General features: G+C 59.9%; 20 protein-coding genes. 12 read left to right on the top strand and 8 right to left on the bottom strand.

The window, feature by feature from the left end; genetic code table 11:
* Positions 1-44: 44 nt before the first annotated feature.
* The gene (locus DYL61_RS21990) at positions 45-2,234 is read right to left on the bottom strand and encodes a patatin-like phospholipase family protein (protein WP_135310070.1); all 2,190 of its coding nucleotides are present in this window, start codon (positions 2,232-2,234) and stop codon (positions 45-47) included.
* A gap of 84 nt (positions 2,235-2,318) precedes the next feature.
* Here DYL61_RS21990 and DYL61_RS21985 point away from each other — a divergent pair, with 84 nt between their 5' ends.
* Positions 2,319-2,606, top strand: coding sequence for an Rdx family protein (locus DYL61_RS21985; protein ID WP_135310069.1), 288 nt, complete (start codon positions 2,319-2,321; stop codon positions 2,604-2,606).
* A gap of 37 nt (positions 2,607-2,643) precedes the next feature.
* Here DYL61_RS21985 and DYL61_RS21980 read toward each other — a convergent pair whose 3' ends face one another.
* The 4 genes from DYL61_RS21980 to DYL61_RS21965 form a co-directional block, all read right to left on the bottom strand.
* On the bottom strand, positions 2,644-2,925 hold the full coding sequence (locus DYL61_RS21980) for a hypothetical protein (RefSeq protein WP_105694841.1): 282 nt from the start codon (positions 2,923-2,925) through the stop codon (positions 2,644-2,646).
* 159 nt (positions 2,926-3,084) lie between these two features.
* Entirely contained in the window at positions 3,085-5,793 is a 2,709-nt protein-coding gene (locus tag DYL61_RS21975; RefSeq protein ID WP_135310068.1) for a S8/S53 family peptidase, read from the bottom strand.
* Between the two features lie 133 nt (positions 5,794-5,926).
* A complete protein-coding gene (locus DYL61_RS21970; RefSeq protein ID WP_135310067.1) occupies positions 5,927-6,811 on the bottom strand; it encodes a DMT family transporter in 885 nt (294 codons plus the stop codon).
* A 99-nt stretch (positions 6,812-6,910) separates the two neighbouring features.
* On the bottom strand, positions 6,911-7,660 hold the full coding sequence (locus DYL61_RS21965) for a helix-turn-helix transcriptional regulator (protein ID WP_135310066.1): 750 nt from the start codon (positions 7,658-7,660) through the stop codon (positions 6,911-6,913).
* Between the two features lie 137 nt (positions 7,661-7,797).
* Here DYL61_RS21965 and DYL61_RS21960 point away from each other — a divergent pair, with 137 nt between their 5' ends.
* On the top strand, positions 7,798-8,607 hold the full coding sequence (locus DYL61_RS21960; RefSeq protein WP_135310065.1) for a UDP-2,3-diacylglucosamine diphosphatase: 810 nt from the start codon (positions 7,798-7,800) through the stop codon (positions 8,605-8,607).
* Positions 8,608-8,731: 124 nt separating this feature from the next.
* Here DYL61_RS21960 and DYL61_RS21955 read toward each other — a convergent pair whose 3' ends face one another.
* The 3 genes from DYL61_RS21955 to phhA all read right to left on the bottom strand — a co-directional run bounded on the left by DYL61_RS21955 (position 8,732) and on the right by phhA (position 11,170).
* Positions 8,732-9,925 (bottom strand): amino acid aminotransferase, encoded by a 1,194-nt coding sequence (locus DYL61_RS21955; protein ID WP_135310064.1) that lies wholly within the window; start codon positions 9,923-9,925, stop codon positions 8,732-8,734.
* The gene (locus tag DYL61_RS21950; protein WP_105523117.1) at positions 9,925-10,281 is read right to left on the bottom strand and encodes a 4a-hydroxytetrahydrobiopterin dehydratase; all 357 of its coding nucleotides are present in this window, start codon (positions 10,279-10,281) and stop codon (positions 9,925-9,927) included. The genes DYL61_RS21955 and DYL61_RS21950 overlap by 1 nt, the downstream gene beginning before the upstream one ends.
* A gap of 97 nt (positions 10,282-10,378) precedes the next feature.
* The gene (gene phhA / locus DYL61_RS21945; protein ID WP_135310063.1) at positions 10,379-11,170 is read right to left on the bottom strand and encodes a phenylalanine 4-monooxygenase; all 792 of its coding nucleotides are present in this window, start codon (positions 11,168-11,170) and stop codon (positions 10,379-10,381) included.
* A gap of 257 nt (positions 11,171-11,427) precedes the next feature.
* Between phhA and DYL61_RS21940 the strand changes: the two genes are divergently transcribed.
* The 10 genes from DYL61_RS21940 (at position 11,428) to DYL61_RS21895 (ending at position 24,909) form a co-directional block, all read left to right on the top strand.
* Positions 11,428-12,990: a sigma-54-dependent transcriptional regulator gene (locus tag DYL61_RS21940; protein ID WP_105694847.1), complete on the top strand. Its 1,563-nt coding sequence runs from the start codon at positions 11,428-11,430 to the stop codon at positions 12,988-12,990.
* A 329-nt stretch (positions 12,991-13,319) separates the two neighbouring features.
* Complete coding sequence (locus tag DYL61_RS21935; RefSeq protein ID WP_105694848.1) at positions 13,320-14,060, top strand: flagellar basal body rod protein FlgF; 741 nt, start codon at positions 13,320-13,322, stop codon at positions 14,058-14,060.
* Between the two features lie 58 nt (positions 14,061-14,118).
* A complete protein-coding gene (flgG, locus tag DYL61_RS21930) occupies positions 14,119-14,904 on the top strand; it encodes a flagellar basal-body rod protein FlgG (protein ID WP_005790105.1) in 786 nt (261 codons plus the stop codon).
* Positions 14,905-14,956: 52 nt separating this feature from the next.
* Positions 14,957-15,652 (top strand): flagellar basal body L-ring protein FlgH, encoded by a 696-nt coding sequence (gene flgH / locus DYL61_RS21925; RefSeq protein WP_135310062.1) that lies wholly within the window; start codon positions 14,957-14,959, stop codon positions 15,650-15,652.
* A 27-nt stretch (positions 15,653-15,679) separates the two neighbouring features.
* A complete protein-coding gene (locus tag DYL61_RS21920) occupies positions 15,680-16,768 on the top strand; it encodes a flagellar basal body P-ring protein FlgI (RefSeq protein WP_135310075.1) in 1,089 nt (362 codons plus the stop codon).
* 4 nt (positions 16,769-16,772) lie between these two features.
* Positions 16,773-18,038, top strand: a complete 1,266-nt coding sequence (flgJ, locus tag DYL61_RS21915; RefSeq protein ID WP_135310061.1) for a flagellar assembly peptidoglycan hydrolase FlgJ — start codon at positions 16,773-16,775, stop codon at positions 18,036-18,038.
* Between the two features lie 10 nt (positions 18,039-18,048).
* Positions 18,049-20,097 (top strand): flagellar hook-associated protein FlgK, encoded by a 2,049-nt coding sequence (flgK, locus tag DYL61_RS21910; RefSeq protein ID WP_135310060.1) that lies wholly within the window; start codon positions 18,049-18,051, stop codon positions 20,095-20,097.
* A gap of 14 nt (positions 20,098-20,111) precedes the next feature.
* Positions 20,112-21,695, top strand: a complete 1,584-nt coding sequence (locus DYL61_RS21905) for a flagellar hook-associated protein 3 (RefSeq protein WP_135310059.1) — start codon at positions 20,112-20,114, stop codon at positions 21,693-21,695.
* A gap of 278 nt (positions 21,696-21,973) precedes the next feature.
* Positions 21,974-22,903, top strand: a complete 930-nt coding sequence (locus tag DYL61_RS21900) for a ketoacyl-ACP synthase III (RefSeq protein WP_105694853.1) — start codon at positions 21,974-21,976, stop codon at positions 22,901-22,903.
* 266 nt (positions 22,904-23,169) lie between these two features.
* Entirely contained in the window at positions 23,170-24,909 is a 1,740-nt protein-coding gene (locus DYL61_RS21895) for a flagellin N-terminal helical domain-containing protein (protein ID WP_135310058.1), read from the top strand.
* Positions 24,910-24,932: the final 23 nt, after the last annotated feature.

The following is a 24,932-nucleotide window of genomic DNA, read 5'->3' as shown; positions in this document are numbered from 1 at the left end:
ATCGTCGCACCGCCCCTCCCACATTTGGTTTTGCGTTCGGCTTTCTAGAACGTTTGGCCCAGGTTCAGGTACACCGCCTTCTGATTATCATCATTGAACCCATAGCTGAAGTTCAGCGGCCCCAACGGCGTATCGAACCCCAGGAAGATACTCGCCGCATTGATATACCCACTGTCGAATTCATTGTCGTTGTTCCACGCCCGACCCCGTTCCAGTGACGCCCCCAGATACAGCGGGAAGTCCAGCGGCAGATACGAACGCGGCGTCAGCCGACGGTAATACACCGCCCGCATCAAGCTGATGTTCTGCCCCGAGATCGCATCCTCGCGAAAGCCCGACAATTGCCGCGCGCCACCCAGCAGGAAGCTGGAAATCACCACGTCGGACTTATCCAGTGTGCGCCCGTAACGGCCGCCCAGCACCAAGGTATCCGGGCCATTGCTCATGGCCTTGTCCAGCTTGAACTCCCATTGGCGATAGCGTTGGTCCGAACCCAGCCCCGGTTCGAATTCCCGGTAGGCCAGGCCGATATCCTCGCCGGTGTGGGGAAAGTACACGTTGTCCAGGGAATCGAAGGAGTACTTCAACTCATAGAACCCTTCGCTGAAACTCACGCTTGGCAGGTCACGGTCGCCGATGCGCACATCGGCCTTGCCCCAAGCCTCGCCGACGCCGAAGCGGATCTCGCCGCTGTTGTCGATCTGGCGTCCTACGTTCAAGCCGAAACCGTAGCGTTCCAGGCGGTATTCGGAAACAGGATCGTTATCCAGGATCAACTCGACGTTCTGCGCCTGGGCGCTGATGTACGGCGCGACGAAGTAGCGTGAGCCGGTATCCATCGGCTGGTAGAACTCGCTGTACAGCTCTTGTCGATCACCAATCTGCACCCGTGTCAGCCATTCGGCGCCGAGGCGGTTGATGCCGTTCATGCGGTAGCTGGCACCCAGGTTGAACGCGCTGTCGCCGCGCATATCGTCCGACAGGTTCAGACCCAGGCGCAGGTAGTCGGTGCCACTGCGTTTGCCGCGCGCGCTGATGACCAGGGTATTGTCCTGGCCTTTTTTCACCACGCGGTATTGCACCTGCTCGAAGTAATCCAGGCCGTACAAGGTGCCCATGTCGGTTTGCAGGCGCCCCAGGTTCAGCGGCTCGCCGAGGGGCTGGCGGATGTAGTAGCGGATCACGTCGTCGCTGACTTTCGAATCGTTTTCCACGTTGATCGCGGTGATCACTGGCGTGCGTTCGCCCGGGGTTCGGGCAGCGACCAGTTGCGGGTCGATGGGGTCGGCAGGGCGCAGGTGGGCAAGGCGCAGGTCGAGGGCGCGGGTGGCGCGGTAGCCGGCGTCGATCATGTCCTTGGCGCGGCCGAAGTCGGTCACGCCAAAGGCGGAGAGGGGCGGTTGGATCAAAACATCCTTGGGATGCAGGGCCTTGAGTTGTTCTTCGGAATTGCGCCGGGTCATCAGGGTGATGGACTGGTTAAGTACGTCTACCACCGTTGCCAGCTGTTTGCGTGAACGCAGTGGAGTGCCGATATCGACGACGATGGCGATATCCACGCCCATCTCCCGCGCCACATCCAGCGGGATGTTATCGGTCATGCCGCCGTCCACCAGCAGTCGTCCGTCCAGCTCCACCGGGGCAAACACGGCGGGGATCGACATGCTTGCGCGGATCACTTGTGGAAGATGGCCCTTACTGAACACCACCTTTTCTCCGGTGGTGATATCGGTGGCCACGGCGCGGAAGGGAATGGGCAACTTATCGAAGTTACGCGTGTTGCTGGAGTGGGCAAACATGCTTTCCAGCAACAGCGCGAGGTTTTGACCCTGGATCACGCCCAGTGGCAGGCCGAGGCTGCCGTCGTCACGAAAGCTGAGTTTCTGTTTGACCAGGAAATCCCGGTCATCCTGCTTGCGCCGGAACGGCACGTCTTCACGGGGTGGCGCATCGGACAATGCCTGTTGCCAGTCGATACTCAGCGCGAGTTTTTCCAACTCATCGATCTTGTAGCCCGACGCGTACAGCCCGCCAATCACCGCGCCCATGCTGGTGCCGGCAATCGCGTCGATCTGAATGCCTTGCTCCTCCAGGGCCTTGAGCACGCCGATATGGGACAGGCCACGCGCTGCGCCGCCGGACAGTACCAGGCCAATTTTCGGGCGTGGGCTTTCGACGGCTTGGGCGAGGAGGGGAAGCAGGCACAACAGCAGGCAGGACAACAGGCGGCGCATCATGAATCTCGAGGCTGGGCGATAAAGGCCGGTATTATAGCCACCCGATCCGCCGAGCCCGTTACGCCAGGAGCCTGTCAAATTATGTCCGTGAGCAAACCCGAGATCGTTATCACCTATTGCACCCAGTGCCAGTGGCTGCTGCGCGCGGCTTGGCTGGCCCAAGAGCTGCTGAGTACATTCTCCGATGACCTGGGCAAAGTGTCGCTGGAGCCGGCCACCGGTGGAGCATTTCGCATTACCTGTGATGGCGTGCAGATTTGGGAGCGTAAGGCCGACGGTGGTTTCCCCGAAGCCAAGGTACTCAAGCAACGCGTGCGCGACCAGATCGACCCACAGCGCGACCTGGGGCACAACGACCGCACGCAGTGAGGGTCACCGTCACAGCAAGACGGTGACCGGTGCCTCCCTACTTGGCCGCCATCTTTTGCTTGATGAACCCGATAACCCACGTCAGCACCAGGCCACCGACGCCACCGCCGACGATATTGCTGCCGACCGCCGCCACATCCAGTGCTTCGCCGCCAGCGGTGCCGGTGAGCGCCGAGACAATCTGGCCCAGCACTAACCCGCCGACGCCACCGAGAAGGGTATTGAGCCCCGTACCCAGGCTTTGTTTGGTCATGCCGGCCAGGTTGCCGCCGACGGCGCCGCTGATGATCTGAACCAGTAAACCGATGAGCATTTCCATGATGAAACTCCTGCATTGCGTTATGGAATGACCACTCGCTTGCAGCAACTTCAAACGTCATGGCTGTCGTCGAGAAGTCCTTATCCGTTAACGACGACAGACTGTTGCGGATGGCCAGAGTATAGATCAGGCCGCCGAAGCGGCCTGAGGCGCAGTCTATTAACGTGGTGCGATGGTCAGTGTGATCGACGCCGTTGCCTGGTTCATGCCAACGCCAGCACTTACCGAAATCACGGCGGTAGTGGGCTGAGTGACCTGTGGTGCAGTCAACGTCAAGCTCGGGCTGTTGCTGGGGGTGCCTGTAAACCCTGGTGCCATTCTCCAGCTGTAGCGCAGTGTTCCAGGCGGGGGATTGCTGACTTGCGCGGTCAAGGTGACGGTCTGACCGGAGGCGACGGCGTTCGGGCCGAGGATGCTGACGCTCGGCAGATTGGCCGTTACGTTAACGGGTTGTGACAATCGCAGTTGCTGGCCTTTGGTGTCCGAGACCAACACTTCCACCTGACCCGCCATATCCTGGCTGACGCTGGGAGCGAAGCCACTGAACACCGCGCGGTCGGTAGCACCGATGAAGCTAGGGGGCGGTGTCCACTTATAGCTCAACCCGCCACCATTGACATCTTTCACGTCCGTGCTGAACAGCACCTCTTTGCCGCCAACGACGGATGCAGGCACCGTCAGCGTGCCCGTCAGCGGTTGAACCTCCAGCGGTTTTGCCCGAACGAGGACAGTTTTGGACAGGAAAAAACCCGTGCCTATCGGCGCTGCGGACCCTTGTAGGGTACCGCCCGCTTCGACCTTGATGTGTGTGTCTTCGGTCACCGGTGGCGCGGTCACTCCAATGGTGTAAGGCGCATTAGTGCCGGTTTTCTCCTGTACGCCTGGGAACAGATCTGCTGCCAGCCAGCGGATTTGATACCCCGAGCCGCCACTGGGTTTGGGTGTCACTGTGAACGAAGTCGGCTGCCCAGCGTCAATGGCATCGGGCACGTCCCAGGTCGCTGCATAGGTCTTGTCTGAGGTGTAGACGCCCACGATTGAGCTGCTGCGTGACAGTGTGTCGGTTATGCCATTTTTCTCGTGAGTGGTGAGCGTGACCGATGTGGTACGCGGAGGCGGTTGGTGCCAGTAAGTCCCGACGCCTGCCGGCACGTCCACTTTCAGTTCGCCGGTTTCAGGGTTTACGTTGCGGATGATCAAGGGGGGGGCGACTTTCCAGTCAAAGATGACGTCTTTCGCTGCCGCATTCAGTACGGGGGTATACGTTACCGTGGTATTGCTTCGGGCTCCGCCGAACGACGAGCCTCTATCGCCTGCAGCGAACCCGACGCCCACAATGCGTTTGATGGTCGGGGTCGCCGGTTCGGGTGGAAACCCATTGGCGTATGCGGCCAGCATTTTATCCACCGCCGCCTTTACGTCCGGCTGCTTGCCACGCGCTATACCGGGAGTGGCGTTGACCAAGTCATGTCCGGTGTCGACCAGCAATTGCCGCATGATTCTGGGCGGCACGGGGCCAAGTCCTTTTGCAAAGGCAATGCTCTGAATCTTCGCGACAGCCCCAGCAATAATCCACGTGGACAGCCTGTAATCGAGGGGATTGTCTGCGTCGTAGCGTGTGTAGAGGTTTTTTACCCCAGGCTGGTAATCGGCCATCTTTATGGATGTTCCCCAGGTCGAGACATCGATCCGACTCCCATAATTGGCACCTTCGGCAGTGCCGGTCCGGGGATTGATACTGCCAACGAGAATGCTGCCATCGTCATTTCGGCTGCGGTCGAAGTTGCCCTGCAAAGCGGGGTTGTCCAGGTTGATCGGCAGATAGCGGCCTGGAAACTGGCTTGCCCAGCTCTCGGCCAATTGCTTGGTACCACCGCCGGCATTGATCACAACGTGGACACCTTTTTGCTCGGTCAGGTATTCGATGTTACGCATGTAGCTGGACAATACGTTTTCGTCACCCGCCGCCAATGCCAGGGGTAGCGTGCATACCGTACCGCCGCGACAGGTATCGCGGGGGTAAAAGTACGGTGCATTTTCGTTGGTGGCGGTATCAATGACGACTACATCTCCGGCCTTCAAGTTCGCTGCATTGAGGTCGTCGAAGTAAATCCCGCCGCGCCAGGAAGACGGTGCGGCCATGAGCTGTGCAGCAGGCACGATGCCAAGGTTTTTATCGGCAATGATCCCCGCCGCTTGCGTTCCACTGCGGCCTACATCCCAGTAGAGCCCGCAAGCAAGTCGTTCTCGAGGGCGCAATGGATGAAAAGATTGCTGCGCAAGGCTTGCATGGCTCATATCCCAGGAGCTGTCAGTGAGGATCACGACCCGCGCGAAATTGCCTTGGGCCCCCGGCAGATTGTTCACTGCATCTGAATTAATCCCACCCAGTCGGTAGCCATTGCCAGGCGTGGCGGCGAGCAGATACGCCGGTCGTTGGGATGGGGTGCTACGGCTGACATTCACCGGCAGGCTGCGATTCACCCTTGGTGCGTCTTCGGTGGTGTGCACTTCTGCCGTTTTGATCAACGGGTTAGCCCGCAGGCTTTTGAGTACCTGCTCTCGTTGCTCGGTGGATAGGTTTTTACCATCGACAAAAAACTGCCGGTACAGGCCATATCTGGCCTGTTCGCGGTTTTCCTCAGGCGTGTTCTTAGCGAGTTTCGCGAGTGTCTGACGTACTTCTGGAATGGCTTGTGCCAGGGCTTCCAATTGGTTCTTTTGCTGGTAGTCGCTGTTGGCACTCTGTTGCAGTTGGGGCAGTCCCTGACCCAGCTCAACGATAATATTGTGCTCCTGGGCAGCGTATGCGTTGCCAATGGAGCACATCAGCAGCGTCATCGTGAAATTACGTATGACCTTGTGCATTTGTATCACCTGCAGGTTACGTGAATGGAATGACCACTCGCACTGCGGCAACTACAAAATGGACCAAGACTGTCGTCGAGAAGTCGTTATCCGGTAAACGACGACAGACTGTTGCGGATCGCCAGAGTATAGATCAGGCCGTCGCAGCGGGTTGTTTGGCCTGGCTGGCACTGCCCATCAGCCCCGACAGCACGATCGCAACAATGATCAGCGCCCCCCCCAGCAGCATGCGCAGGGTCGGCGTTTCGGCGAACAGCAGCCACGCCACGGTGATGCCGTAGACCGGCTCCATGGCGAACACCACCGAGGCGGTGCGTGCCTTGATCACGGCCAGGCTGGCGACAAACAGGCTGTGGGCCAGGCCCGTGCAGAACACCCCCAGCAAGCCGATCCACAGCCAGTCGATGGCGCGCACATCCGCCAGCCCCGGCGCCGCCACCGGCAGCAGGAGCGCGGCGACCACCACGTTCTGACACAGCGCGGCCTGCACCGCCGGAATTCGCCCGGAACTGGCGCGGTTGTTCAGCGACAGCAGGGAGAACAACAACCCCGAAACGATGCCCCACAGCAACCCGCCGGTGGCTTCGCTGGCGAGGTTGAAGTCCGGGGTGACCAACACCAGGCCAACGCTGACCAGGGCCACCAGCAATACTTCATTGGCGCGGATGCGCTCGCGGAAGATCACCCCTTCGAGGATCACGGTAAACGCCGGAAACGCGGTAAAGCCCAACGTTGCGACCGCCACGCCGCCCACTTTCACCGCGATGAAGAACGTCACCCAATGCGCCGCCAACAATACGCCGCTGACCAGCAGGCGGCGCCAGTCGCGCCTCTCGAGTTTTTTCCAGGGCGCATTGCTGGCGAAGCGTGCAAACACCGCCAGGGCAACCACGGCAAACGCGGCACGGCCGAACACGATAATGGCCGGCGAAGCCGCCGCCAGTTTGCCGAATACGCCAGTGAGGCCAAACATCAATGCGCCGATATGCAGGGCGCCGAGGGCTGAGCGGGGAGTCATTGCGGTCCTTGAAACAAACGGGTGACAGAGGTGCAGTCTAGTGGCTCGGCCGTGGGGATGTCTGTCGTGAGTCTCGCACGGTTTATCGCCAGACTCTTGCTACGCGCTGCGTCGCAAAACGCCCGGGGAGGCGCCAAATTCCCGCAGCATCGCCGCCGCAAACGCACTTTGCGAGGTATAGCCGACGCGGTCCGCAATCTCACCGATGGGTAACGCTGTGCTGCGCAGCAGATCCAGCGCCATCTGCAAGCGCCGACGGCGAACATACTCCATCGGCGTCTGCCCGCACTCGGCCATGAAGCGTGCATGCAGGCGTGCCTCGGAAAGGTCGGCAAGGCGCGCAAGATCGGCGACTTGCAGCGGATGCGCCGCGTGACGCTCGATATGGGCATTGAAGGCCGCGTAGGGCAGGCGCCGACCTGGCGCGGGTTGGGCCTGGGCATGATTGAGGCTGGCCAGCAGCAACACCGCGCCTTGCTGCACGATCAGCGGGTCATCTACTGGGCTGTGGGCTAACCATTGCACCAGTTGGTGTTGCCGTGAATCCAGCGCCAGTCGCGCCGGTTGATCGAGCAGGCGGAGGCTGGCGTCGGCATGCTCGCCCAAGGATTGCAGCAGCCAGTGTTCGGTGGGCACATCGAGCACCAGGCAGCGGCTGCCATCGCGACTGCCGCACGCGTGATGGGCAGAGAAGGGCAGCACCATCACACTGCTTTCGCGCACTTGGCTGCCGCGGCCATCTACCTCCAGGTCCAGATGCCCGGACAAGCCGAACACCAACTGCGCATGCTCGTGGCTGTGGGCAATGGGCGCTTCTAGGTAGTGGCGTAGCGTGAGGGCAGGTCCCATCGCGGTCTCCAGGGCAGCAAGCCGGCAGTCTACAACGCTTTGCGGCGAGCGGGTGCTGTCATCAGACTGACGCACAGTTGTCATGGGCTATTAATCGCCAGGGCGCAAGCTCGCGAAAACAGCGTCGAGGGATGCCCATGACCAGTGCCGAGTTCACCAAGCCCAGCCGCAAGCAACGGGTGCGTACCCTGTGGATTTCCGACGTGCACCTGGGCACCCGGGATTGCCAGGCCGAGCATCTATCGCAGTTCCTCAAGGGCTACCACGCCGACAAGGTTTACTTGGTTGGTGACATCATCGACGGCTGGAAACTGCGCGGCGGCATGTATTGGCCCCAGGCCCACACCAACGTGATCCGCCGCCTGCTGACCATGGCCAAGCGTGGCACTGAGGTGATCTACGTCACCGGCAACCACGATGAATTCCTGCGTCGCTACTCCAAACTGATCCTGGGCAATATCCAGTTGGTGGACGAGGCGGTGCATGTGACTGCCGATGGTCGCCACTTGCTGGTGATTCATGGTGACCAGTTCGACGTGATTACCCGCTACCACCGTTGGCTGGCGTTCCTGGGCGACTCGGCCTACGAATTCACGCTCACGCTGAACCGCTGGCTGAATCATTGGCGGGCGCGGTATGGCTATGGCTATTGGTCGCTGTCGGCGTACTTGAAGCACAAGGTGAAAACGGCGGTGAGCTTTATCAGCGATTTCGAAGAAGCCATCGCCCACGAAGTGACCAAGCGTGAATTGCACGGGGTGGTGTGTGGGCATATTCACCATGCAGAGATTCGCAAGGTGGGCGAGGTGGACTACCTCAATTGTGGGGATTGGGTGGAGTCGTGCACGGCTTTGATCGAGCATTGGGATGGCAGTATCGAGCTGTATCGCCTGGCTGATGCCCAGGCCAAGGAAGCCCGGCTCAAAGCCGAGATGGCCACAGTCTAAAGTTCAACCCAGTTCAAATGTGGGAGGGGGCTTGCCCCCGATAGCGGTGGGTCAGCTACATGTTTATTGGCTGACACTCTGCTATCGGGGGCAAGCCCCCTCCCACATTTTCAACTCGGTTTCGTCAGCTGGAGACTTCGGCGATTGCAGCTGCCAACAATGCCAATCGCGTCGCATCAATCCCCGCCACATTCGCCCGCCCCGAATTCACCATATACACACTGTGTTTCTCGCGCAGCTGCTTCACCTGCTCGGCACTCAGTCCTGTATAGGAAAACATCCCACGCTGCGCGCCGATATGCGCAAACCGCTCGGCCAATCCATGGGGCGCCAAGGCCTCCACCAACCCGGAGCGCAAGTGCGCAATCCGCGAACGCATGGCTTCGACTTCGCCGCTCCACAGGGTTTTCAGCTCAGCATCACCCAGGATCGTCGCCACCACCGCTGCACCATGATCCGGCGGGGTCGACCACAGGTTACGGGCGATATTCGCCAGTTGGCTGCGCACATCCGTCAGCTTTTCGGCATCGGCTGCGCACACGATCAGCGCACCGACACGGTCGCTGTACAGGCCGAAGTTCTTCGAGCAGGAGCTGGTGACCAACACTTCCGGCAATTCGCTGGCGAACAGCCGTACGGCCCAGGCGTCCTGTTCCAGCCCATCGCCAAAGCCCTGGTAAGCGAAGTCAATCAGCGGCAGCAGTTGGCGCTCGCGCACAATGTGCAGCACTTGGCGCCAGTCATCCTGGGACAGGTCGAAGCCAGTCGGGTTGTGGCAGCAGGCGTGCAGCAGCACCACGTCGCCGTGCGGGACGGTAGCGAGCGTCGCCAACATCGCTGCCACATCCAGGCGGTTGTCGGCGCCCACGTACGGGTAGTGACTGACCTTGAGCCCGGCCTTGGCGAAGATGCTTTCGTGGATCGGCCAGGTCGGGTTGCTCAGCCACACGCCACGGCCCGGCAGGCTGTGGGCGATAAAGTCCGCACTCAGCCGCAGCGCGCCAGTACCGCCCGGCGTTTGAGTGGCACCGGCACGACGTTTGCGGATCAAGGCGGAGTCGGCCCCCAGCACCAGCTCGCTGATCAGCGTGCCAAAGGCTGCATTGCCGTGACCGCCGATGTAAGTCTTGGTGGTTTGCGTGTCCACCAGGCGCTGTTCGGCCAGCTTGACCGAATGGGGAATCGGCGTCAGGCCCTGGTCGTCCTTATAGACGCCCACGCCCAGGTCGAATTTGTTCGGGTTGCTGTCCTGGGCATACAAGTCCATCAGCCCGAGGATCGGGTCACCAGGCACGCGGCCAATCGCATCAAAATGCATTACTTGCGGCCCTCGGCGTCCTTGGCCACGTCGTCGGTGCGTGCGGCCATGATGAAGTCGTTGCGGTGCAGGCCCTTGATGGAGTGGCTCCACCAGGTCACGGTGACCTTGCCCCATTCGGTCAGCAGGCCGGGGTGATGGCCTTCGGCTTCGGAGATTTCACCCATGGCGTTGGTAAAGGCCAGGGCGAACTTGAAGTTCTTGAACAGGAATACCTTTTCCAGCTGCATCACGCCGTCGCGCACTTCGATGTTCCAGTCGGGGATCTGCTTGATCAATACCGGCAACTCTTCATCGCTGACTTGCGGGGCGTCGGCGCGGCAGGCTTCGCAGTGGGCTTGGTTCAAGGTGGTCATGGGGGTGTCCTGAATTCGAAAAGTTGAAGGTCAGTGGCGTCACCCTAAAGCAACGCGGGGCCAGGGAACAGACTCACCTGGCCTTAAAAATCGAGGTTTAGGCGGCCTTGGGTTTCGGCGGAAACTTTGGAGCGTGCAGGCCCAGCTGCATGCCTTGCTCGACCATGCCCATGATGTCTTCCTGGGCCACTTCAAACAGGCGCTTGAGGTTGGGCAGTACGAAGTACAGCGGTTGCAGGATGTCGATGCGGTACGGCGTGCGCATCGCTTCCAATGGGTCGAAGGCCTGGTGTTCGGGCTCGGACGACAGGCTGTACACGGTTTCCTTGGGCGACGACAAAATCCCGCCACCGTAGATGCGCCGGCCTTCGGCGGTGTCCACCAAGCCGAACTCGATGGTCATCCAGTACAGGCGCGCCAGGTACACCCGTTGCTCCTTGGTGGCCGCCAGGCCGAGCTTGCCGTAGGTGTGGGTGAATTCGGCGAACCAGGGGTTGGTCAGCAGCGGGCAGTGGCCAAAGATCTCGTGGAAGATGTCCGGCTCTTGCAGGTAGTCCAGCTCCTCGCGGGTACGAATAAAGGTCGCCACCGGAAACTGCTTGCTGGCGAGCAATTCGAAAAAGGTCTGGAAAGGGATCAGCGCCGGCACGCGGGCGACTTGCCAGCCGGTGGTTTCGGCCAGCACGTTGTTGATCTCGCCAAGCTGCGGGATACGGTCATGGGGCAGGCCGAGCTTGTCGATGCCGTCCAGGTATTCCTGGCAGGCGCGACCTTCAAGCACTTTCAGCTGGCGCGTGATCAGGGTGTTCCACACCGCGTGTTCTTCCGGCGTGTAGTGGATAAAACCTTGCGCATCGGGCTCGCGGGCCACGTATTGCGTCTGTTTCATACGGCTCTCCTGCTAGGCATTCGTTCTTGTTATGTCCTGCGATGAACCTATTGATAACCCGGCGGACGGTAGATTCCATCCCGCTCCAACCACGGCGCGTAGGAAAATGTACTGAATTTCGTAAACTATTCGTTACGCTTGTGGTGCCTGTCGCTGTGTTGGGCTGGGAAAGTGTCATAAGCTGTCACATAATCTTGACGACTATCTGCGCCCAGCGGCAAAAAGACGCGGCGCCTACCCACCTTTTGGGCTTTTTCATGCGTATCAAAGTGCACTGCCAGAACCGCATCGGCATCCTGCGGGACATCCTCAACCTGCTGGTGGAGTACGGCGTCAACGTCGCCAAGGGCGAGGTCGGCGGCGAGCATGGCAACGCGATCTACCTGTTCTGTCCGAACCTGGTGAATATGCAGTTCCAGGCGTTGCGCCCACAGTTCGAGGCGATTGCCGGGGTGTTTGGCGTGAAAAGGGTAGGGCTGATGCCCAGCGAGCGTCGGCACATGGAGCTCAATGCCCTGCTTGGCGCCCTGGAGTTTCCGGTGCTGTCCATCGACATGGGCGGTTCCATCGTCGCCGCCAACCGCGCGGCAGCGCAGTTGCTTGGAGTGCGGGTCGACGAGGTGCCGGGGATTCCGTTGTCGCGCTACGCCGAGGATTTCGATTTGCCGGAACTGGTGCGTGCCAGTAAATCGCGGATCAACGGCCTGCGGGTCAAGGTCAAGGGTGACGTATTCCTGGCGGACATCGCGCCGCTGCAATCCTCCGAGCACGACGACAGCGAAGCCATGGCCGGTGCCGTGCTGACCCTGCACCGCGCCGACCGCGTGGGTGAGCGTATCTACAACGTGCGCAAGCAGGAACTGCGCGGGTTTGACAGCATCTTTCAAAGCTCCAGGGTGATGGCGGCGGTGGTCCGCGAAGCCCGGCGCATGGCGCCGCTGGATGCGCCGCTATTAATAGAAGGCGAAACCGGCACCGGCAAAGAGTTGCTGGCGCGGGCCTGCCACCTGGCCAGTCCACGCGGGCAATCGCCGCTGATGGCGCTTAACTGTGCGGGTTTGCCGGAGTCGATGGCCGAGACCGAGCTGTTCGGCTACGGCCCCGGCGCCTTTGAAGGCGCACGCGCCGAAGGCAAGCTGGGGCTGCTGGAGCTGACGGCGGGCGGTACGTTGTTTCTCGATGGTGTGGGGGAAATGAGCGCGCGCTTGCAGGTGAAGTTGCTGCGCTTTTTGCAGGACGGGTGCTTCCGGCGTGTCGGCAGCGATGAAGAGGTGTACCTGGATGTGCGGGTCATTTGCGCGACCCAGGTGGACTTGTCCGAACTGTGCGCCCGAGGCGAATTCCGCCAGGACCTTTATCACCGGCTCAACGTGTTGTCCCTGCACATCCCGCCACTGCGCGAATGCCTCGACGGATTGGCGCCGTTGGTTGAGCACTTTCTCGACCAGGCCAGTCGCCAGATTGGCTGCCCGTTGCCCAAGCTGGCGCCGGCGGCGATGGAGCGCCTGAGCCACTACCACTGGCCGGGCAATGTGCGGCAGTTGGAAAACGTATTGTTCCAGGCCGTGTCGTTGTGCGAGGGCGGCACGGTCAAGGCCGAGCATATTCGTTTGCCGGACTATGGCGTGCGTCAGCCCCTGGGGGATTTTTCCCTGGAGGGCGGGTTGGAGGCGATTGTCGGGCGGTTTGAGAAGGCGGTGTTGGAGAGTTTGTATGCCGAGCATCCGAGTAGTCGGCAGTTGGGTAAGCGGCTGGGGGTGTCTCACACCACCATCGCCAACAAACTTCGCGATTACGAAATTCTCAAGACCGACAAATAACTCCCATGACGCAACTGGGTTAAAACTGTGGGAGGGGGCTTGCCCCCGATAGCGGTCTTTCAGCTACAGATGTACTGCCTGACACACTGCCATCGGGGGCAAGCCCCCTCCCACATTTGATCTCTGTCGCTGGTAAGACCGGTGTTTGCCGCCAGCGGCAGTAGTCCGCCGTTTTTTCGACTCTTACTCCGCGCCCATTTCCTGTCACCTGCCCGCAAACCCTTGCTCTGCTTGGTCTTTACCTCAATTCCAAAAGTTGGTTCGCAAATTGCTTAAGCCTCCTCAGTACAGCGGTGGGCGGCAAGCGTCCGTCAGAAAGAGGAAAGAGCGTGGACAAGTACCTTTATGTGGCAATGACCGGCGCCAGCCAGAATGCTCTGGCGCAGAAGGCCCATGCCAACAACCTGGCGAACATTTCCACCAACGGCTTTCAACGTGACCTGGAGCAGGCGCGTTCGATGCCGGTGTTCGGCGACAGCTTTCCGGCGCGGGCGTTTGCCATGACCGAACGTCCGGCCACCGACTTCACCCCCGGCGCGATGATCGAGACCGGTCGTGACCTGGACGTGGCCGTCAACGGCAACGGCTGGATGGCCGTGCAGACTCCGGACGGCAGCGAAGCCTACGTGCGCAGCGCCAGCATGAACGTCGATGCACTGGGCGTACTGCGGGCCGGCAACGGCATGCCGATCATGGGCAATGGCGGTCCGATTGCCGTGCCGCCCCAGCAGAAAATCGAAGTGGGCTCCGACGGCACCATCAGCATCCGCGCCATGGGCGAAGGCCCGCGGGTGATGGCGGAAGTGGACCGTATCAAGCTGGTCCAGCCCGACCTCAAGAATATGAATAAAGGCCTGGATGGCACCATCCACACCAAGGATGGCCAGCCGGCCCAGGCTGACGCGAACGTTACGCTGACCTCGGGTTTCCTGCAGGCGAGCAACGTCAATGCCGTGGAAGAAATGACCGCGGTGCTGGCGCTCTCCAAACAATTCGAGCTGCACATCAAGATGATGAACAGCGCTAAAGAAGACGATCAGGCCATGACCCGCGTCATGCAGATGAGCTGATCCCATTAACTAATTTTGCGGCGCAGCGCCAACAAACAGGCGCACGAAGGAGAACAGCATGCTTCCGGCTCTATGGGTTGCCAAAACCGGTCTGTCCGCCCAGGACACCAACCTGACCACCATTTCCAACAACTTGGCCAACGTATCGACCACGGGTTTCAAACGTGACCGCGCCGAGTTCCAGGACTTGCTCTATCAGATCAAGAAGCAGCCGGGCGCCCAGTCGACCCAGGACAGCGAACTGCCGTCGGGCCTGCAATTGGGTACCGGTGTACAGATCGTCGGCACCCAGAAGAACTTCAGCGCCGGTAACCTGCAGCAAACCGGCCAGCCGCTGGACATGGCCATCAACGGCCGTGGCTTCTTCCAGATCCTGCAACCGGATGGCACCACGTCCTACACCCGTGACGGTACCTTCCACCTGGACTCCAACGGCCAGATCGTCACTGCCAACGGTTTCGCCCTGGAGCCGGCTGTAGTGGTTCCAGCCGATGCCAAGACCTTCACCGTCGGCAACGACGGCACCGTGTCGATCACCGTGGCCGGTAACCCGGCGTCCCAAGTGATCGGCAACCTGCAAACCGCCGACTTCATCAACCCGGCCGGCCTGCAGGCGATGGGCAACAACCTGTTCCTGGAAACCGCTTCGAGCGGCGCGCCGCAAATCGGCACCCCAGGCCTGAACGGTTTCGGCACCACGCTGCAAAGCACCCTGGAAACCTCCAACGTGAGCACCGTTGAAGAGATGGTCAACATGATCACCACTCAGCGCGCCTACGAGATGAACTCCAAGGTGATTTCCACCGCCGACCAGATGCTTTCGTTCGTTACGCAGAATCTGTAATCAAGTCTATGGGGCGCTCATGAGGCGCCTGCAACACCGTGAGGTAAGGGTCATGAATCGCTTTGTTTCTGTCTTGGCATTGAGTGGGATCACCGTGCTCGCGGGCTGTGTCGCCCCGACGCCAAAGCCCAATGACCCGTACTACGCGCCGGTGTTGCCACGCACACCGTTGCCGGCGGCGGCCAACAATGGCTCGATCTACCAGGCCGGTTTCGAACAGAACCTGTACAGCGACCGCAAGGCGTTCCGGGTCGGTGACATCATCACCATCACCCTGAACGAGAAGACCCAGGCCAGCAAGAACGCCAACTCGCAGATCGGCAAGACCAGCAAGACCGGGATCGGCCTGACCTCGCTGTTCGGCGGCGTGCCCAACACCAATAACCCGCTGGGCAGCGGCGACCTGAGCCTGGACGTGGGCTACAGCGGCGACCGTGCCACCAACGGCAAGAGTGCGGCGGCGCAAGGCAACACCTTGACCGGCTCGATCACCGTGACCGTGGCCGATGTGCTGCCCAACGGCATCATCGCCGTACGCGGTGAGAAGTGGATGACCCTCAACACCGGTGACGAACTGGTGCGCATCGCCGGCATGGTTCGCGCCGATGACATCGCCACCGACAACACCGTGCCGTCCACGCGCATTGCCGATGCACGCATCACCTACTCGGGTACGGGTTCGTTTGCTGATGCGAGCCAGCCGGGCTGGTTCGACCGTTTCTTCCTTAGCCCGCTGTTCCCTTTCTAGGTGGCCACTTTGAAACTCAAACAGCTGATGGCAGCGGCACTCTTGCTGTCCTTGAGCGCCGTCGCCCAGGCCGAGCGCCTGAAAGACATCGCCAGCATCTCCGGCGTGCGTTCCAACCAGTTGATCGGCTATGGCCTGGTGGTGGGGCTCAACGGCACGGGTGACCAGACCACCCAGACCCCGTTCACCCTGCAGACCTTCAACAACATGCTCTCGCAGTTCGGCATCAAGGTGCCGGCGGGTTCGGGCAACGTGCAGCTGAAAAACGTGGCGGCGGTATCGATCAGCGCCGACTTGCCGGCGTTCTCCAAACCGGGCCAGGTGGTGGACATCACCGTGTCGTCCATCGGTAACTCGAAAAGCCTGCGCGGCGGCACCTTGTTGATGACACCGCTTAAAGGTATCGACGGCAACGTCTACGCCATCGCCCAGGGCAACCTGGTGGTGGGCGGTTTTGACGCCGAAGGTCGCGACGGTTCAAAGATCACCGTCAACGTGCCATCCGCCGGGCGTATCCCGGGTGGCGCCACGGTTGAACGCACCGTGCCGAGCGGTTTCAACCAGGGCAACAGCCTGACCCTGAACCTCAACCGTTCCGACTTCACCACCGCCAAGCGCGTGGTCGACAAGATCAACGACATGCTCGGCCCTGGCGTGGCCCAGGCCATCGACGGTGGTTCGATCCGCGTCACTGCACCGCTGGACCCCAGCCAGCGCGTGGACTACCTGTCGATCCTGGAAAACCTTGAAGTCGACCCGGGCCAGGCCGTGGCCAAAGTCATCATCAACTCGCGCACCGGCACCATTGTGATCGGCCAGAACGTCAAGGTCTCGCCCGCGGCGGTGACCCACGGCAGCCTGACCGTGACCATCACCGAAGACCCGATCGTCAGCCAGCCGGGGGCGTTCTCCAACGGTCAGACGGCGGTGGTGCCACGTTCCAAAGTCAACGCTCAACAAGAAGCCAAGCCGATGTTCAAATTCGGCCCCGGCACCACCCTGGATGAAATTGTCCGCGCGGTGAACCAGGTGGGCGCAGCGCCCGGCGACTTGATGGCGATCCTTGAAGCGCTGAAACAGGCCGGCGCCTTGCAAGCCGACCTGATCGTGATCTGAGGCCATGGCCATGGATATGCGCAAGAGCGGTATCAGCAGCACGGCGGACTCGGGGTCTTACTCCGACTTGAACCGGCTTAACCAGCTCAAGGTCGGCGACGACAAGAACAGCGAAGGCAACATGCGCAAGGTCGCGCAGGAGTTCGAATCGTTGTTCTTGAGCGAGATGCTCAAGTCGATGCGCTCGGCCACCGAGGCGCTGGGCAAAGACAACCCGATGAACACGCCGGCGGCCAAGCAGTACCAGGAAATGTACGACCAGCAACTGGCGGTCTCGATGTCCCGCGAAGGCGGTGGTATCGGCCTGGCCGACGTGCTGATGCGCCAGATGCAGAAGAACAAGCCGGTGGAGGCCCAGGCCGCCACCTTGCAGGGGCCGGCGGCGGCTGAGCCTGAGAAGAAGGTTGCAGTGCCGACGGAAATTGCCGCCGGCACCCAGGCCGAAGGTCCGCTGGGCCGCTCCAATGGCCAGCGTCCGCTGTGGGCCTACCGCGTGGCAGTGCCCGAAGGCGCCAGCGCCCATGCCAATGATATGGAGCTGATGAACCAGCGCCGTATTTCGTTGCCGAGCAAGCTGACCGACCGCCTGCTGGCGGGCATCGTGCCGAGCACCGATGCCACCACCGTTGCCAAGTCTGCGCCACTGCGTAACAGCGCTGCCGAAGACAACGTGGTCAACAGCACCGCCCGCAGCGTTGCCGTACGCAATGACCGCATGCAGGTGTATGGCCGCGCTGTGGCCCAGCCACCGTTGGCACCGGCGAAAAAAGCGTTCAGCTCACAGGATGAATTTGTCGCCACCATGTTGCCGATGGCCAAGGCCGCCGCCGCACGCATTGGTGTCGATCCGAAATACCTGGTGGCCCAAGCTGCGTTGGAAACCGGCTGGGGCAAATCGGTGATGCGCGCCGAAGACGGCAGCAGCAGCCACAACCTGTTCGGCATCAAGGCCGGCCAGAGCTGGCAGGGCGGTCAAGCGCGTGCAATCACCAGCGAGTTCCGTGATGGAGCGATGGTCAAGGAAACGGCGCAGTTCCGTTCCTACAGCTCCTACCAGGACAGCTTCCACGACCTGGTGACATTGCTGCAAAGCAATGATCGCTATAAAGAAGTTGTGAAATCGGCCGACAACCCGGAACAGTTTGTACGCGAGTTGCAAAAAGCCGGTTACGCAACTGACCCGGACTATGCCAGCAAGATTTCGCAGATCGCAAAAACCATGAACAGTTACCAGAACTACGCTGCCGCTGGCGCAACCACACATTTATAAGGTCTGAACCATGAGTTTGCTCAGTATCGGGATGTCGGGGCTTAACGCCGCTCAAGGATCGTTGTCGGTCTTGAGTAACAACATTGCCAACGTTAATACCCCAGGGTACTCGCGCCAGCAGAGCAGTCAGACCGCCAGCGCGTCGAATCAGTTTGGCGGCGTATTCATCGGCAGTGGCACCACCCTGGCGGATGTGCGTCGGGTGTACAACGAGTACCTGGACACGGCGTACCAGAACAGCACGTCGTTGAGTGCCGACGCCAATACCTATCAGGGCCAGATCGGCGCCGTGGACAAGCTCTTGTCGGACAAGACCACCGGCATGTCGTCGGCGCTCAGCGCGTTCTTTGCCACCTTGCAGACCGCGTCCTCCAACCCGAGTGACCTGTCTGCCCGGCAACTGCTGGTGGCCAATGCCCAGACCCTGAGCAGTCGTTTCAATTCGATTTCGACACAGCTGACCCAGCAGAAAGAAACCATCAATAGCCAGTTGAGCACCATGAGTGATCAGGTCAATCAACTGACCTCCTCGATTGCTGCCCTCAACAAGCAGATTGTCCAGGCTCAGGGCTCGGCGAGCTCCGCGCCGGCCAACCTGCTGGACTCGCGCAACGAGGCCGTGCGCTCGCTCAATGAGCTGATTGGCGTCACCGCTACTGAAAAAAATGGTCAATTCACCGTGACTACCGGTACGGGTCAACCGCTGGTGGAAGGGGGTATTTCCAACACGATCTCGGCCGTACCGAGCAGCACCGATAACAGCCAATACACCATCCAGCTGAATGTGAACAACACCAGTCTGGACTTGGGTTCGGTGATCAGCGGTGGCAGCATCGGCGGCCTCCTGCGTTATCGCAGCGATGCGTTGATGCCGGCCATCAATGAGCTGGGCCGCCTGGCCATTGCGACGGCGGACACGATTAACAACCAACTGGGCCAGGGCCTGGACCTGAATGGTGATTTCGGCACCTCGTTGTTCAAGGACGTCAACAGCGCCATCGCCATCGCCTCGCGCAGCCAAGGGGCGTCGGGTAACAGCGCGGGCTCCGGCAACCTGAACGTGACGATCGACGACAGCAGCAAGCTGACCACCTATGACTACAAGGTCACCTTCACCGACAAGACCAACCCGAACATCATCACGGTGGTGCGTTCGGATGGCAAAGCCATGGGCAACTTTGATATCACTTCCACCACCGCGCCGCCCTCGTTCGACGGTGTGACCCTGTCGCTCGATGGCAAAGGGCCGATGGGCTTTGGCGACAGCTTCAAGGTCAGCCCTACCGCCAACGGCGCCAGTGCTATTGGTGTGGACTTGGTGGATGCCAACAAGCTGGCCTTTGCCGGTGCGTTGGCCGGTGACAGCAGCAAGACCAACACCGGCACTGGCACGTTTACCCAGCCGTCCCTGACCAACCCGGTGGACATCCATGGCGGCGCCGACTCGGCCAAGCTACGGGCGGATATCGAAGGTCTGATGCCCGTGAAAATGGTGTTTTCTGCGCCAGCGGCTGACGGTACGCAGTCGTACACGATCAGCAACGCCCAGGGTAAGTCGATCGGCACCGGCACCATCGTTCCGGGGCAGGGCAATAAAGTGACCATCAATGTGCCCGAACTGGACGCCACGGGGACGCCTATTCCGGGCTCCGGGTTCAGCTTCGACACCACCGTCAATGGTTCGCCGGCCGGCGGTGACAGCACCACGTTTTCGTTTAACAGCGGCGGCAAGTCCGACGGGCGTAATGCCCAGCAGTTGCTCGACTTGCAGACCAAAGCCACGGTTGGCCTGGGGGATGGCAATACCGGCGTAAGCCTGGTTGGGGCCAACAGCCGCCTGGTCTCCCAAGTGGGCGCCAAGGCCAGTCAGTCCGGCGTTGATGTTGCAGCGACCGGTGCGCTGCTGGCCGCCAACAAAGAAGCGCTCGGCTCGGTGTCCGGGGTCAACCTGGATGACGAAGCGGGCGACATGATCAAGTTCCAGCAGTACTACACCGCGTCGTCGCAGATCATCAAGGCCGCGCAAGAAACCTTCAGCACACTGATCAATAGCCTTTAAGGGAGTCTGGGACGATGCGTATTTCTACACAGCAATATTTCGAATCCAGTACTGCCAAGTATCAATCGAACTATTCCAGCCTGATCAAGGCCCAGGAACAGACCACCTCCGGCGTGCGTGTGCAAACGGCAGGGGATGATCCGGTGGCGGCGGCGCGTTTGCTGATGCTGCAGCAGCAGAAAGATATGCTGGCTCAGTCCAATGGCAATATTTCCACGTTGAAAAACGCGTTCGCTTCTGAAGAGAGCGTGCTGAGCGGTATCCAGGATGCATTGCAAAAGGCCAGTGAAGTGGCCTTGGCTGCCGGTAACATCGGCATCAGTGATGCCGACCGCAAGGCGCATGCCGACACCATTGGCGCGATCCAGGATCAAGTGCTGGCGTTGCTCAACACCAAGGATGCCAATGGTAACTACATGTTCTCCGGCAGCAAGACGGACACACCGCCTTACTCCCTGAACAACGATGGCACCTACACCTACCAAGGGGATGAGACACCTTTAACCTTGAGGGTGGCCGAAAACCTGTCGATGTCGATGGGTGATACCGCGAAAACCATCCTCGAAGGTTCGGGCAATACAGGGCGCACTCAAACAACGCGCGTACTCACCCCGCCTGACGTCGATGATTACAAGGTCACAGTGTCCGCCGGGCTGATTACTGCCGGTACCACCAGCAGCTTTGCCAGCGGCCAGCCGTATTCGCTGAAATTCATCAGCAGCACCCAGTACACCGTGACCGACAGCACCGGTAAGGACGTCACCTCCGAGATTCAGGGCAACGGTACCTTTGACGCCACCAAGGAAGGCGCTTCGACCGTCAATCTGCGCGGGGTCAAGTTCGATATCGGTTTCAACCTGGGCGAAGGCGTGCTGCCTGGCACGCCATCGGATGATCTGGTGAAGGATCGCGAGTTCACCCTGGCGCTCAAGCCGGACGCCTTCAGCGTTTCGCGTACACCCAGCAACGCGAGTACGGCGCAACTGACCGGTGGTGCGGTGACTGACCAGGCGGCCTACGCCAGCACCTTTCCCAACTCCGGCGTTGTCGTCAAGTTCGGTGCGGGCGGAGCGTATAACGTCTACGCGCAGCCGTACACGGCGGACAGCAAGGCCATCGCCAGTGATACCCTGGCCACAGGTGCTACCTCGATTACGGTCGCAGGCGTTGAATATGGCGTGACTTCCGATCCGGCAGAAGGTGATTCCTTCACGATCGGCGCCACCAGCAGCAAGAACGAAAACGTCCTCGACACCCTGAGCCACCTGCGCAAAGTCCTTGAGACACCGGCAGACGGCAACCCTGCCGCGCAGAAGGAGCTCAAGGACGTGGTCGCTCGGTCCATCGGCAACCTGGCCAACTCCAAAATCCAGATCGACCAGGTGCGCGGTTCAATCGGCGCGCGTGGTAAGGCTTTGGATACACAGGCTGATCAAAACTCCAGTCTGGGCATCGCCAATGACTCGACCATGAACGACTTGGGCAATATCGATCTGGCGGAAGCCTCGATCAACCTGAGTCTGCAACAAACCATGCTGCAAGCCTCGCAACTGGCGTTCGTGAAAATCTCCCAGTTGAGCCTGTTCAACAAGATGTAATCGGCGAGACCTCAAGCGGCCCAGCCTGGAAACAGGCTGGGCCGTTGTCATTTCCGGGGCTTAATTGTTTGAAGGTTTTGCATAAACCACACACAATTAGGTGACCTGCGAGTCATAAAGCGCATCTTCACTGTATCGTGTGAAAAGGATAAGTCGTCGCAGGGTCTTTACGGGGCGGCTTTCAGCGAGATTTTTTCGGGGTTTTCCCCTTTTATTGTCAGCACTCGGCGAACCGGTTCGCGGGGTGATCTCCAGCTATTTAGTATTGGGAAGCCACAATGATTGGCATAAAAAGCATCGCCAGTTACGTGCCGGCCGACGGGATCGATAACTACGCCCAGGGTGCCAAATTCGCCAAGGATGAAGAATTCATCATTGGCAAGATCGGTTCGGCGTTCCTGCCGCGCAAGGAAGCCGCGCAGGAAACCTCCGATCTGTGTGTCGAGGCGGTCAACGCTTTGTTTGCCAATAACCCGGAATTGAAGCGCGAGTCCATCGACGCGCTGATCGTCGTCACCCAGAACGGTGACGAAGAGGGTTTGCCCCACACTGCCGCCATCGTCCAGGACAAACTGGGCCTGCCGACCCACGTGGCGGCGTTCGATATCTCCCTGGGCTGCTCCGGCTACGTCTACGGCATCTACGCGATGAAGGGCTTCATGGAAGCCGCCGGCCTGAAAAACGGCCTGCTCATCACCGCCGACCCGTACTCGAAGATCGTCGACCCGGAAGACCGCAACACCACCATGCTGTTCGGTGATGCCGCCACGGCGACCTGGATGGGCGAAGACGCGACCTGGCAACTGGGCAAGTCCAAGTTCGGCACCGACGGTTCCGGCGCGCCGCACCTCAAGGTAAGCGATGGTGTGTTCTTTATGAACGGCCGCCAGGTGTTCAACTTTGCGCTGCTTAAAGTGCCGGCACATTTGCACGAGTTGCTCAACGAGTCCGAGCTCAAGGCTGACGAGATCGATGCGTTCTGCATCCACCAGGGCAGCGCGGCGATTGTCGACGCCGTGGCGCGTCGTTTTGAAGATGCACCCGTGGACAAGTTCATCAAGGACATGGTCGAGACCGGCAACACCGTGTCGTCGAGCATTCCGTTGCTGCTGGAAAAACACGTGATGGACGCTACGTGGAAGCGTGTGGCCATTAGCGGTTTTGGTGTGGGGCTGTCGTGGGGTTCAGCGATTCTCTATCGCCCGTGACGCTTTAATAGCCTGCATAAAAAACGCCGATGATCGAGAGATCATCGGCGTTTTTTATTTGGCGCCAGAAAATCCAATGAAACCGGGGTTTGGCCTCTGCGTAAGCCCTTGAATTGCAAGGGGTGGCACGGCGCCATTAAAAAAATCAAAAAAAATCCTCAAGCAACCGGCACACACGACGATAACTATTACGAAGGTTCTCTAGGCCACACCCGGCGGTTGCCAGGGCCGGAAGCCGCAGTAAACAACCCCACGAGGATTTCGTCATGGCTTTAACAGTAAACACCAACATCACTTCCCTGTCCGTTCAGAAAAACCTGAACAAAGCCGGTGATGCTCTGAGCACCTCGATGACTCGCCTGTCTTCCGGCCTGAAAATCAACAGCGCCAAAGACGACGCCGCTGGCATGCAGATCGCCAACCGTCTGACCTCTCAGGTTAAAGGCATGACCGTTGCCATCGCCAACGCCAACAACGGTACTTCCATCGCCCAGACCGCTGAAGGCGCGATGCAAGAGTCGACCAACATTCTGCAACGTCTGCGTGAACTGGCTCTGCAGTCCGCGAACGGTGATAAAAGCGACGCTGACCGTGCTTCCCTGCAACAAGAATTCACCGCTAAATCCGGTGAGCTGACCCGTATCGCCCAAACCACTACCTTCGGTGGTCGTAACCTGCTGGACGGTTCGTTCCAGAACGTTGCTTTCCAGATCGGTTCTGACGCTAACCAGACTATCTCTTTCGGCATGAGCGACCTGAGCGCTACCGGCCTGAAGGGGACTTACAGCGAAGCCAAGCTGGATGGTACTACTACCACTCTGTCGGCTTCCGTAACTGGTAACGCTGTTGTTCTGCCAGGCGGCACTCCAGCAACTTCGACCACCACTCCGTTTGTTCAGACTGGTGCTGCTTACGCTGCTCCTACCGGTGCTGAAACGTTCAAAATCAATGGCACCGACGTAAACGTTGCTAACGGCGCGGACATTGACGCTACCATCACTGCCATCAATGGCGCTGGTATCACTGGTGTTACCGCTAGCAAAACCGGTACTTCGATCGTACTGACTTCGAACTCCGCGATCGCCATCACTGGTACCACTACTTCCGGCCTGGGCACTGCTACTGCTTCTGGTGGTGTAACCACTACTACTCCTGCCGTTCCAGGCAAGCTGACTGCTGCTGCTGAAATCAACGTCAACGGCACCAACGTTGCATTCGCTGTTGGTGACGACTTGGCCGCTATCGCTGGCAAAATCAACACCTCCAACACCACCAACAAGTTCGGCGTTACTGCTTCTGTATCCGCTGACGGTCGTCTGGAACTGGCTTCGGCTGATGGCAAGGCAATCAAGCTGGGTAACGGTACTGGTGTTGCTGCCAACGGTGGTGCCGGTGCACTGGCTAAACTGGGGCTGTCGGCTGGTACTACCGAAGCCAAGCTCGCTGCTGCTACCTCGGTCAGCCTGAACGGCACCGAAGTTAAGTTCACCGCTGGTTCGACAATGGCAGACATCGTTTCGTCCATCAACAGCGCCAGCACTGGTGTAACTGCCAGCAAAAACGCTGACAACACCCTGAACCTGTTCTCCACCAAGGACATCACTGTTGCTGATGGCAGTGCAGGTACTGGCTTGGCGACCCTGGGTCTGACCGCTGCCGCTGCCGCGCCGACCACCGCTACCAAAATGGACACCACCGTTGCCGACCTGAGCATCCTGAACGCTGCCAGCGCTCAGCAAACCATCCAGGCTCTGGAAGGTGCGATCCAACAAGTAGACAGCCAGCGTTCCCAGTTGGGTGCGGTTCAGAACCGTTTCGACAGCACCGTGGCCAACCTGCAAAGCATCACTGAAAACTCCACCGCAGCCCGTAGCCGCGTACAGGACGCCGACTTCGCTTCCGAAGCCGCTGAACTGACCAAGCAACAAACCCTGCAACAAGCATCCACCGCGATCCTGTCCCAGGCTAACCAGCTGGGCTCCGCTGTACTGAAACTGCTTCAGTAATATCGGTAGCGGTTAGATAACGG

This window comes from Pseudomonas nabeulensis, assembly GCF_004682045.1.
In the GTDB taxonomy this organism is placed as follows: Bacteria; Pseudomonadota; Gammaproteobacteria; order Pseudomonadales; family Pseudomonadaceae; genus Aquipseudomonas; species Aquipseudomonas nabeulensis.
This window is presented reverse-complemented; position numbering and strand designations above follow the sequence as displayed.